This is a genomic window from Methylicorpusculum sp., assembly GCF_030651835.1.
Taxonomy (GTDB): Bacteria; Pseudomonadota; Gammaproteobacteria; order Methylococcales; family Methylomonadaceae; genus Methylicorpusculum.
On record NZ_JAUSBX010000036.1, the window covers coordinates 11,991 to 23,128 of the forward strand.

An 11,138-nucleotide genomic window follows, 5' to 3' on the forward strand; every position below is an offset into this window, starting at 1 on the left:
AGAGGTCAACCCATGGCTGCTAATCCGGAATTTTTGAACAAACCCATCGTCAATTTCACACTGGACGGCAACGAATTTTCAGCTTTCCAGGGAGAAACCATCCTGCAGGCTGCCAAACGGCAAGGCAAAGAGATACCGCATCTTTGTTACAAAGATGGCCTTCGCCCTGACGGGAATTGCCGCGCCTGCGTGGTGGAAATTGAAGGCGAACGGGTGCTCGCGCCTTCGTGCTGCCGCATGCCAAGTGAAGGCATGAAAGTCAAAGCCGAGAGTGAAAGGGCTATCAAGTCCCAGAAAATGGTATTGGAATTGTTGAAATCCGATATGCCTAATCAGGGTAAATCACCTTATACACTAAACTCCGAACTGGATTATTGGGCCGATAAACTGGAAGTCGGCACACCCCGTTTTGAAGGCCGGAAACAACCTCTGGCCGATTTTTCACATCCCGCCATTTCGGTCAACCTGGATGCCTGCATACAGTGCACCCGTTGTTTGAGAGCCTGCCGTGAAGAGCAGATGAACGATGTCATAGGCTATGCGAACCGCGGCGGCCATTCCGAGATTGTGTTCGATATCGCTGACCCTATGGGCGCCAGCAGTTGCGTGGCCTGCGGTGAATGTGTCCAAGCCTGCCCTACCGGCGCGTTGATGCCCGCTAACAATGTGGGACTGGAGGTCGCCGATAAAACCGTCGACTCGACATGCCCCTATTGCGGCGTAGGTTGCTTGATCAAATACCACGTCAAGGACAACAAAATTCTTTATACCGAAGGCCGGGATGGTTTCACCAATCATTTGCGTCTTTGTGTCAAAGGCCGTTACGGTTTCAACTATATCCATAACCCGCTGAGGCTGACCCAACCGCTGATTAGAAGAGAAGGCGTGGCCAAAACCGCCGAACTTTTGGACCCCGACCAATTGTATGACGTTTTCCGTGAAGCCAGCTGGGAAGAGGCGCTGGATTTTGCCGCCAATGGCTTGAAAAAAATTCGCGAGGAAAAAGGCAGTAAAGCGCTGGCCGGTCTCGGCTCGGCCAAAGGCAGTAACGAAGAAGCTTATTTATTCCAGAAACTGGTACGTATCGGTTTCGGCTCAAACAATGTCGACCATTGCACCCGCCTTTGCCATGCCTCTTCGGTCGTTGCCTTGCTGGAATGTCTGGGTTCGGGCGCAGTATCCAATCCGGTCGCCGATGTCAGCAAAGCCGAAGTGATTATTATCATCGGCTCTAATCCGACGGTAAATCATCCGGTCGGGGCCACATTCATGAAGAATGCAGCCAAAAAAGGCGCGAAGATCATTCTGATGGACCCGATCAAAACGTCCATCTCAAAGTATGCGACTCACGTTCTGCAATTCCGTCCGGATACCGATGTTGCCTTACTGAACGGCATTATGCATACGATTCTGGCTGAAAATCTGCAAAACGACGACTACATCAAAAAACACACGGAAGAGTTTTATTTGATGAAAGAGCATTTGAGAAATTACAGCCCGGAACATGTTGCGCCTATCTGCGGCATCGATGCTGAAATGATCAAAGAAGTGGCCAGACTCTATGCAACATCAAAGGGGTCAATGATTTTGTGGGGCATGGGCATTTCCCAGCATATTCACGGCACCGATAACGCCCGTTGCTTGATTTCCCTGGCATTGATGACCGGACAGATCGGCCGGCCCGGTACCGGATTACATCCGTTACGCGGCCAAAACAACGTACAAGGCGCATCCGACGTGGGCTTGATCCCTATGGTCTATCCAGATTATGAATCGGTGGAAAATCCCGCCTATCAAGCCAAGTATGAAAAATTATGGAATGCCAAGCTTGATCCTAAACGCGGTTTGACTACGGTTGAAATGATTCATGCCATTCTCGATGAAGAACTTTACGGTATGTATATCGAAGGCGAAAATCCGGCTATGTCCGATCCCAATCAGAATCACGCGCGGGAAGCATTGGCTGCGCTGGAACATCTGGTCGTTCAGGATATCTTTTTGACTGAAACAGCCGGTTTTGCCGATGTCATTTTACCCGCCTCGGCGTTCTATGAAAAAACCGGCACATTCTCCAACACCGACCGTAGAGTCCAGATGGGACGTCAGGCCGTCAATCCGCCGGGAGATGCGCGCCAGGATCTGTGGATCATCCAGGAAATTGCCAACCGCCTGGGTTGTAACTGGAACTATCAAGGCCCAGAAGATGTGTTCAATGAAATGCGTCAAGCCATGACCAGCATTGCCGGGATGACTTGGGAACGGCTTGAAAAAGAAGACTCGCTGACTTATCCGCTGGAAAAAGAAGGCGACCCGGGCCAGCCTGTGATTTTTACCGACGGTTTTCCAACGCCCTCAGGCAAAGGTAAATTTGTACCCGCACACTTTATTCATGCCGATGAATTACCTGATGATGAGTACCCCTTGATTTTCATCACCGGACGTCAACTTGAACATTGGCATACCGGCAGTATGACCCGTCATTCATCGACCCTGGATGCAATAGAGCCGGATCCGGTTCTCAGTGCCCATCCGAATGATCTGGCCAAAATGAATATCGAACCGGGCGGCTTAATCACCATCGAATCCAGACGCGGAAAAATCACGGCTTATGCCCGGTCAGAACTGGGCATACAGGAAGGCAGTCTGTTCATGGCTTTTTGTTATAACGAAGCCAGTGCCAACCTGATCACCAACGAGGCGCTGGACCCTGCCGCAAAAATTCCGGAATTTAAATTCTGCGCTGTAAAAGCCTATGCCGGAGGCGAAATAGGCACGCGTATTCAATAAGGTTGAAGTTGATTGGGTTGGTGTAAACCAACCCATGCTAAGACGTTAAGAAGCAACTATAAAAAAGCATGTAGGATGTGCTGAGCGATAGCGAAGCGCATCAATCGCGACCGATGCGGCTCCTGTTGTCATTGCATCCTACAGAACTTTCAAAATATTGTTAGGCCAGTTTTTTTTGCATTTCTCGTAAACAAACTCAGGATCAAGATCGGCTCCAGACTCCCATTCAATAGTGTCAAAAGCAACTGAAACCTTTTCAAAAGATTGGCTATCTTTAAGTCGATGAAAAATGCCGAAATCCAGGTAGGGTTTCATATCCAATATTCCACTTTCACCATTACTAAAGGTGATCTCAAGCAAATAATGATCTCTAGTAGTTCGTTTCACAAAAACATTTACAATAAATTTTAACATGTCATGATACTTTTTTTCATAGAGATTAGGCCATGGCACGGAAAACAGAACGCGCACCCTTAGTGCTTACGGAAGAGCAACGGCAGGAGTTATTAATTCAAGCAGGTTCAAGAACAGCTGCAAAGCGGAAGGTTGAGCGCGCCGGAATTTTGCTCCGTTACGCAGAAGGCACGCCCATTTCACAGATCGGGAATTTACTTGGCGTAAGTCGTCCAACGATTTACAAGTGCATCGACAAAGCCTTGGCAGCCGGTATAACCGTGGGGTTAAGTGACGCGTACCATCGCCCGAAAGCACCCGAGATTAGCGACGACGCAAAGAGCTGGGTGGTCAGCATAGCGTGCACCAAGCCAAAAGATCATGGTTTGGCGGCAGAATTGTGGTCCTTGTCACAGCTGGCGAAGTTTATTGGGGCAGCGGCTGAGAATGCGGGATTTCCGCGCCTTGCTCAGGCACACAAGACCACGGTTTGGCGAATTCTTGATGAGCACGAAATCAAGCCGCATCGCATCCGCTATTACCTGGAGCGGCGCGATCCTGATTTTGATGCGAAGATGCGCGAGGTCTTGATGGTTTATCAGGAAGTGTCCCTGCAAAACGCGATGTCAACGAAGACTGTCGGTGGCTCATCAGCATCGGGACGATCGGTTATAACCGTCAGTGTCGATGAAAAGCCCGGGATCCAAGCCATTGCGACCGTGGCACCGGATTTGCCGCCGGTGGCCGGGCATCATGCAGAAACCGGACGGGACTATGAGTACGTGCGACATGGAACTTTAAGTATTCTTGCTGCACTTGATTTACATGATGGTCATCTATTTGCTGAAGTGGAAGAGCGTCATCGCAGCTGTGAATTCATCCAGTTGCTCAAACGCCTGGATGGGCACTATCCGATCGATGCGACTATTCGGGTAATCCTCGATAATCACAGCTCGCATATTTCTAAGGAAACAATGGCCTATTTGGCGACGCGGCCCGGTCGCTTTGAATATGTCCATACGCCAAAGCATGGCTCCTGGCTGAATCTGATTGAAATAGCCTTCTCCAAAATGGCTCGCTCTTTCCTGCGCCATATCAGAGTGACTTCCAAAAAGGAACTCAAAGAACGAATTCTGAAGGGCATTGCCGAATTTAACGAACAACCGGTCGTTTATAAATGGAAACAATTCGATCTTGACCTGGTATAGTATGTAAGTATTTTAATGAAACGAACTACTAGGGAAAACTGCTAATACAGATGGGTACATTTTATTACCTGATTATAAAGATGCTTCATCTCTAACACTTTTCCTCTAGCCGACCGCGTCATTTCGGCAGGGATTGCCGAAATCCAGACTACATGGATAGCTCGAAGCTTACCATCCATAGCACTGGATGCCCGTTTCCCAAAGGGCATGACGGGCGCTTTTATAGTTGGCTGAAACATTACTAATCAGGTTTCTTGGATTCACATTAGAAGTGATTAAGAGAAAAACAATACTAATTCAATAATGCCCAAGTCTCCTGAGCAATCTGCAATTCTTCGTGGGTTCGGATGACCAGGATGCGCGTTTTTTGTCCCGTTTGGGCAATGTCGCAAACGTCAGCGTTTTGGCTTTTATTTGCTGCGTCGTCAATTATTAGGCCTAAATGCGCTAAACCGTCGCAGACCAGGCTTCGCACCATTGCCGCATTTTCGCCCACGCCGCCGGTAAAAATGAGCGCATCGATGCCGCCCATAACAGCCCAGTAAGCGCCGATGTATTTTTTTATCCGATAACAGTACATGTCCAGCGCCAGGGTTGCTGATGCTTCGCCTTGCTGACTGCGGATGATGAGCTCTCTAACGTCGTTAGTTCCGGTCAGCGCAGTTAAGCCAGAAGCATGATTAAGTTGCCAGTCAATCCGTGAGGCTTCCATTTGGTGAAATGTTTGTAAATAAGTGGGTATGGCCGGGTCAATATCGCCGCTGCGCGCCCCCATCATCAAACCTTCCAGTGGCGTGAAGCCCATGGACGTATCGACACATTGACCCTTGGCAATTGCTGCCGCACTGGCGCCATTGCCCAAATGCAGGCTGATCACTGATGTCTCAGCCAGCGATTTTCCTAAAAACGCCGCAGCTTTTTGCGCGACATAATGATGCGAAGTACCGTGAAACCCGTAACGCCGGATACCGAAGGTTTGATACCAGAGCTCAGGAATCGCGTAACGATAAGCCCGAGGCGGTAATGTGTGATGATAAGCCGTATCAAACACGGCCACCTGTGGAATTCCGGGGAACCTCCTGTGACAGATCGCAATGCCGTTCAGATTGATAGGATTATGTAACGGAGCAAAGGCGCTGAGCTCTTCGATCGCCTTGATTACGTCATCAGTCACGCGGGTGGCAGATGCAAATCTTGACCCGCCATGAACAACCCGATGGGCGATAGCGCCAAACTCAATAGCTGAAGCTAATGCCTTGAAAACCAGATCAAACGCGGCCTGATGATCGGGCGCGTTGACCTGACTTATCTTTTCATGCGTCGGATTTGAAGCATTAGTTTCCCAATGCTTCAGTCTTGCGTCACCGGAACCGATGCGTTCGAGAAGACCTTTGACCAGCACCCTGCCCTCAGGCATCTCCAGCAGCTCGTACTTTATCGACGAACTGCCGGAATTGATGACCAAAATGTTTGGAAGCATGACTCGCGCCTTATCTGATCAATCCCGCCTCAATCAAACGGCCAGGTCCAATTGGCGATTTCACTCTTGTCGGTGCCATGTTCATGGGCGTAGCTGAGATTATCGATAATTTCATTTTTCATCTGTTCTTTCAAATGAGCGGCTTTGGCGCTTAACCAAGGCACCCGGTCTATGACATCGATCACCAGATTGAAACGGTCGATTTGATTCAGTATGGCCAGTTCCATAGGCGTATTGATGTTACCGCGCTCTTTATAACCCCGCACATGCAGATTGTCATGATTGGTAAAGCGGTACGCAAGTTTGTGAATCAACCAGGGATAGCCGTGGAAATTAAAAATAACCGGTTTATCCGTGGTAAAAAGACTGTCGAACTCCCGATGAGACAAACCATGCGGATGTTCCGTCGCGGGTTGTAATTTAAACAAATCAACAACATTGACAAAGCGCAGCTTAAGTTCGGGAACATGTGCGCGCAAAATCGCCGTTGCTGCCAAGGCTTCCTGAGTTGCCACATCACCGCACGACGCCATGACCACATCAGGCACTTCACCCTGATCATTACTGGCTTTGGACCAAATCCCGATGCCTTTGGCGCAATGCACGACGGCTTCGTCAATGGTCGTAAATTGCAGATGTTTTTGTTTATCAGCAACGATGACGTTGATTTTGTCGGTGGAACGCAAGCAGTGATCGGCTACGACCAGCAGTGTGTTGGCATCCGGCGGCAGATAAATACGCGTGACCTGCGGACTCTTATTGGTTAACAGATCGATAAAACCAGGATCCTGATGCGAAAAGCCGTTGTGATCCTGACGCCAGACTGTCGATGACAGTAAAATATTCTCGGATGCAACCGAAGCCCGCCAGGCAACCAGATTGGAAATGGCCAGCCATTTCGCATGCTGATTGATCATTGAATCAATGACATGGGCAAACGCTTCGTAGGTATGAAAAAACCCATGGCGCCCGGAGAGTAAATAGCCTTCCATCCAGCCGATCAGGGTATGCTCGGACAGCATTTCCATCACGCGGCCATCCTGGCTTAATTCGCCCCCGTCCGCATCTTCCGGCAGATAATCGGCCATCCAGCATTTTTTAGACGCTTCAAATACCGCCTGCAAACGGTTTGACGCTGTTTCGTCCGGGCCGAAGACTCGAAAATTAGCCGCATTCAGACTTAAGGTATCCCGTAAAAACTCTCCCAGCGGCTTGGTGTTTTCATATTCCGCACCCCCCGCTTTTTTGACTTCGACAGCATACTGACGAAAATCGGGCATTTTAAGTTCTTTTCGCAGCATGCCGCCATTGGCGTGAAGATTGGCGCTCATCCTTCGTGTGCCCTGCGGTGCCAAGGAGCGCAGGTCCTCTACCAAGCGCCCTTGCCCATCAAACAACTTAGCCGGTTCATAGCTCAACAGCCAGTCTTCCAGCAACTTTAACGATTCCGGATTTTCCCGCACATCGGAAAACGGAACCTGATGAGAGCGCCACGAGCCTTCCGCTTTATGACCTTTGACCGTTTTAGGGCCAGACCATCCTTTAGGGGAACGTAATACAATCATGGGCCAAAAGGGGCGCTCCAGTGTCGTCTTTTCTCCGGAACGGGCGCTATGTTGAATGGCTTTGATTTCACCAATCACCGTATTTAAAGTCGCGGCCATCTTCTGATGCATATCCGCAGGATCATCGCCTTCAACAAAATAAGGACGATAGCCGTAACCCATAAAAAGCGCTTCCAGTTCCTGATGACTGATTCGCGCCAAAATTGTCGGATTGGCGATTTTGTAGCCGTTCAAATTCAATATAGGCAGAACGGCCCCGTCCCGTTGTGGATTTAAAAATTTATTGGAATGCCAGGCGGTAGCCAGAGGCCCGGTCTCCGCTTCGCCATCGCCGACGACGCAGGCGACGATCAAGTCAGGATTATCAAATGCGGCACCATAAGCATGCGACAAGCTATAGCCCAGCTCGCCGCCTTCATGAATCGAACCCGGTGTTTCGGGCGTTACATGCGAACCGATGTGTCCGGGAAAAGAAAATTGCTTAAAAAATTTGCGCAATCCTTCTTCATCCAGGCTTTTATCCGGGTAAACTTCGGAATAAGTTTCTTCAAGGTAGCTCGGACCCAATACGCCCGGCGCACCATGACCCGGACCCGCGATAAAAATAACATCAAGGTCCTGTTCTTTAATCAGACGATTGAGATGAGCCCAGGTAAATGAGAGCGCAGGGCTCGCACCCCAATGGCCCAGCAGACGGTGCTTGATATGCTCAACAGTCAACGGCTCTTTAAGAAGGGGGTTGTCCTTCAAATAAATCATGCCCACAGATAAATAGTTACAAGCACACCACCAGGCATGAATTTTTCTTAATGCTTCCTGATCAAGCGGCCCGGAACCCGACTGTGAAAGATGAGCATGTTCCCAAGTAGTCATACGTTTTCTCCACTGATTGATAGTAAATTTAATTAGCCTAAAATTATTTCAAGCATTTGGTTTTAGAATACTTATTTTATGCTTCGCATTAATATAAAGGGGGCAGCACTCTATCTTGCACGACAAACTACATTTTTCTGACGATCGAAGTCTACTTTATCCTTATCTGAATTTCACGTTAAAAAACAGGCGTTGTCCGTCCGCAAACGAACATCGATGAAAGCTTCAACCGCTGATCACGTCGATTGCTGAGCTACGCTCTCCGTGCTAATGCTACTTTCGTGGTTTATATGAAATCAGAACCCGGTAAGGCAGATTCGCCAACAGGCAATCCGCCATGGCTTTAAAGAGTGTTGGGGTTTTGCTAATTGGGTGACCCTAAGATTTTGACTTGACCCTAAGTTTTTTTTAAATGGCCACTCTTGCAAAAGCATTTCGATGGTGCAGTGAATTAAAAGTTCATGTCCGTTGTGGGAGTTGTCGGTGACATTGAAATCGCCGTGGACATTTTATCACCGTCGTTATTAAAATCGCGCAATCAAAATCTCCTGTGTTGTCATATTTTGATGCTGCCATTCTGAAGTGCTAATGTGAAGTTCAGCCGCGTAGCGTTAGCGAAGTCGGCTGGGCGCAAGGCTAAGCATACAGCGCCTCAACGAATTCATCGACGGAAATGCCGGCTTGTTTCAGAACTCCGCTCAGCGTACCAGCTTTTAGTTCAACGTGGTTTGGCACGACGCAACCCGAGGAACCGCGCCGCATCACGATATGGCTACCGCGCTGCCGTGCAACCACGAATCCCAGACGCTGCAAAACCTTTACAGCCTCTGCTCCCGAAACAACCGGCAATTTAGGCACGTTCCGGCACTTGGAATGAGGTCAGCAGAGGCCGCCCGACGATGGTAAGAGGGAATTCTTCGAGATAAAGCTCGGTCGCTTCACGCAAATTACTCAAAGCCTCTTCAACGGTTTCACCTTGTGTAGTTGTGCCGGTTTCTGGATTGAAGGCGATATATCCCCCTTCGGGGCTTGGCGTTAAAACTGCTGAGAGTTCCATGGGTTTGTCCGTTAATGATGCGGGGGTTAAAGACAAGGATAACTTGCCTCAATGATCAAGCTTAATCGATTATAAATAACTGATACGATTTTGCTCAATTTTTATGTGCTTACGCTTTTGAAGCTCATGGATAAAAGTGTCGATATCCGCCTCTGAAATGCCACTCTGGAATTGAAACATCGACTTTATTGAATTGACTAACTTCTTTTTCTTGCTCGGTCTCAATTTCAAAAGCCGTTCAACAGCGTGTCCGATGGTGTCCATTTCGTCAGTTGCTTGGGGTTCGTGATTTTGGAACTTTTTATGGCAACTTCTGGCTCTGATCGATTTTGTGGGTTTGATGACAAACTGCAGAGCAAGGGGCAATTCGATGCGGTAATAATGGAAGCTTGCCGGTCTATTGCAATTTATTACCGAATGACCGGCAGCTTCAATCGCCATCGGCACGGTCCGGCAATTCAATCGCTAAAAATGCAAACAATCCTCCACCATCGACGCCACCAGATATGCCGAGTCCGAACTCTTCCAATCAGATAGGTCTGCCAGCAACAAAACGGGAAATGCCTAAGTCTGAAGTCGCGGATCAAAGAGCAACGGGGGGATAAGTTTTGCAATATAGCAAAACGGCATGAGAATTGACTGTCAAAGCAACCTTTAGAGGAATAACCGGTTAAAGTGATTGATCTTAAAGAAAGTTAATTCGAAAATCGGTTTTATCCGCAGGATCATTCTTGATCAGATAGTCCTGCGATACCTTGTCGCCGTCCACCCAGACGAAGGGGCGCTTTTGTTTGGCAGTATCCGCCTGAATACGCACGATGTGGCCGCGAATCGCATATTCCAGCGTGTAGTCGAAGGAGGCATCGCGGTCCAGATCGATGTCGCGAAATAAGGTAATCAGCGCCTCGATCAAATTGGATTTGCCGGTGCCGTTTTGGCCGATTAAGGCATGGCTACGGATCGGTTTGCCGGTTTGATCGCACGCTTGCGGCAACGGCTCGAACTGGCTTGAAAATTCAATCGCCATATCGCGCAAATTGCGAAAATTGGGGATCGCCAGGTAGCGCAATTGCATCTCAGGCCTCCGCGCGCTCGGCGGTGACTTGCCGCATTTCGGCGACTTCGGGTTCTTGAATCCAGCCATGCGCCACTTCGGTTTTGAGTTGCGCGTAAAACGCATCAATCTCGCCGCCGTAGCGTTGCCACAAATCCTTGGCGCTCATTTCGCCATTGTGTCGGGTTAGCAGGTTTGCCAACGGGGCCTGGGCTTTGATGTCTGGGGTTTGGCTCAGGCGGATTGGGGCGATGAGTTCGGTTGGTGGGGCTTTCATGGGCTCCTCGTTTGGTTCTGTGGCGATGCCTGTAAAAGTTGAAATGGCAGCAATACATAAACGTTCAGATAACTTTTGACTCTCTAGAAGTTGTGATTCCAGAGAATCGCAACAGCGCATGAGCTCTTCTAAACGCTTTACGATCCTAGATTGTTCTTGAAGTGGGGGAAGCGGTATTAATATTGAGCTGATGTGATTTTGATTAACCGTCTTTTGTCCCGCTGTAGTAACGAATTTACCCGCAATCTGTTGGCGAATAAATGGACTTTTAGAGGCGAACCAAATATATGCCACATTAATCATTTTTGGTATCAGGCGTAAACGAATAAAGTGATCGCAATACGCGATGTGCTCAAGATCAACCTTGATAAAACTACCAACTAAATCAGAACTGCCATTTACTCGGGTTATCAGAATGTCACCTTCTCGCAGGAAATATTTTTC

The 11,138-nt window shown here is 48.7% G+C and carries 10 protein-coding genes and 1 pseudogene; 2 read left to right on the forward strand and 9 right to left on the reverse strand.

Features of this window, described 5'->3' with window-relative positions:
• Positions 1 to 12: 12 nt before the first annotated feature.
• The gene (fdhF, locus tag Q7V32_RS04195; protein ID WP_304895725.1) at positions 13 to 2,787 is read left to right on the forward strand and encodes a formate dehydrogenase subunit alpha; all 2,775 of its coding nucleotides are present in this window, start codon (positions 13 to 15) and stop codon (positions 2,785 to 2,787) included.
• A gap of 138 nt (positions 2,788 to 2,925) precedes the next feature.
• Here fdhF and Q7V32_RS04200 read toward each other — a convergent pair whose 3' ends face one another.
• Positions 2,926 to 3,201 carry a DUF2442 domain-containing protein gene (locus Q7V32_RS04200; RefSeq protein WP_304895726.1) on the reverse strand — a complete coding sequence of 92 codons (276 nt, stop codon included), beginning with the start codon at positions 3,199 to 3,201 and terminating at the stop codon, positions 2,926 to 2,928.
• A gap of 32 nt (positions 3,202 to 3,233) precedes the next feature.
• On the opposite strand from Q7V32_RS04200, the gene Q7V32_RS04205 reads away from it, so the two are divergent.
• Positions 3,234 to 4,388, forward strand: a complete 1,155-nt coding sequence (locus Q7V32_RS04205) for an IS630 family transposase (RefSeq protein WP_304895727.1) — start codon at positions 3,234 to 3,236, stop codon at positions 4,386 to 4,388.
• Between the two features lie 292 nt (positions 4,389 to 4,680).
• Here Q7V32_RS04205 and Q7V32_RS04210 read toward each other — a convergent pair whose 3' ends face one another.
• The 8 genes and pseudogenes from Q7V32_RS04210 to Q7V32_RS20785 all read right to left on the reverse strand — a co-directional run.
• Positions 4,681 to 5,868 (reverse strand): acetate/propionate family kinase, encoded by a 1,188-nt coding sequence (locus Q7V32_RS04210; protein WP_304895728.1) that lies wholly within the window; start codon positions 5,866 to 5,868, stop codon positions 4,681 to 4,683.
• Between the two features lie 29 nt (positions 5,869 to 5,897).
• Positions 5,898 to 8,306, reverse strand: coding sequence for a phosphoketolase (locus tag Q7V32_RS04215; protein ID WP_304895729.1), 2,409 nt, complete (start codon positions 8,304 to 8,306; stop codon positions 5,898 to 5,900).
• A gap of 636 nt (positions 8,307 to 8,942) precedes the next feature.
• Complete coding sequence (locus tag Q7V32_RS04220; protein ID WP_304895730.1) at positions 8,943 to 9,164, reverse strand: type II toxin-antitoxin system HicA family toxin; 222 nt, start codon at positions 9,162 to 9,164, stop codon at positions 8,943 to 8,945.
• Positions 9,157 to 9,399, reverse strand: a complete 243-nt coding sequence (locus Q7V32_RS04225) for a type II toxin-antitoxin system HicB family antitoxin (RefSeq protein WP_304895731.1) — start codon at positions 9,397 to 9,399, stop codon at positions 9,157 to 9,159. Before Q7V32_RS04225 ends, Q7V32_RS04220 begins: the two co-directional genes overlap by 8 nt.
• Positions 9,400 to 9,432: 33 nt before the next feature.
• The gene (locus Q7V32_RS04230) at positions 9,433 to 9,804 is read right to left on the reverse strand and encodes a hypothetical protein (protein ID WP_304895732.1); all 372 of its coding nucleotides are present in this window, start codon (positions 9,802 to 9,804) and stop codon (positions 9,433 to 9,435) included.
• 244 nt (positions 9,805 to 10,048) lie between these two features.
• Positions 10,049 to 10,438, reverse strand: coding sequence for an AAA family ATPase (locus Q7V32_RS04235; protein ID WP_304895733.1), 390 nt, complete (start codon positions 10,436 to 10,438; stop codon positions 10,049 to 10,051).
• Between the two features lies 1 nt (position 10,439).
• On the reverse strand, positions 10,440 to 10,694 hold the full coding sequence (locus tag Q7V32_RS04240; RefSeq protein WP_304895734.1) for a hypothetical protein: 255 nt from the start codon (positions 10,692 to 10,694) through the stop codon (positions 10,440 to 10,442).
• A 93-nt stretch (positions 10,695 to 10,787) separates the two neighbouring features.
• Positions 10,788 to 11,126: pseudogene (locus Q7V32_RS20785) on the reverse strand (restriction endonuclease subunit S); the annotation flags it as partial.
• Positions 11,127 to 11,138: the final 12 nt, after the last annotated feature.

Excerpts from the sequence above, each read along its gene's own strand:
- fdhF (WP_304895725.1), top strand. The coding sequence starts at position 13 with ATGGCTGCTAATCCGGAATTTTTGAACAAACCCATCGTCAATTTCACA.
- Q7V32_RS04200 (WP_304895726.1), bottom strand. The coding sequence starts at position 3,201 with ATGTTAAAATTTATTGTAAATGTTTTTGTGAAACGAACTACTAGAGAT.
- Q7V32_RS04205 (WP_304895727.1), top strand. The coding sequence starts at position 3,234 with ATGGCACGGAAAACAGAACGCGCACCCTTAGTGCTTACGGAAGAGCAA.
- Q7V32_RS04210 (WP_304895728.1), bottom strand. The coding sequence starts at position 5,868 with ATGCTTCCAAACATTTTGGTCATCAATTCCGGCAGTTCGTCGATAAAG.
- Q7V32_RS04215 (WP_304895729.1), bottom strand. The coding sequence starts at position 8,306 with ATGACTACTTGGGAACATGCTCATCTTTCACAGTCGGGTTCCGGGCCG.
- Q7V32_RS04230 (WP_304895732.1), bottom strand. The coding sequence starts at position 9,804 with ATGGCGATTGAAGCTGCCGGTCATTCGGTAATAAATTGCAATAGACCG.
- Q7V32_RS04235 (WP_304895733.1), bottom strand. The coding sequence starts at position 10,438 with ATGCAATTGCGCTACCTGGCGATCCCCAATTTTCGCAATTTGCGCGAT.
- Q7V32_RS04240 (WP_304895734.1), bottom strand. The coding sequence starts at position 10,694 with ATGAAAGCCCCACCAACCGAACTCATCGCCCCAATCCGCCTGAGCCAA.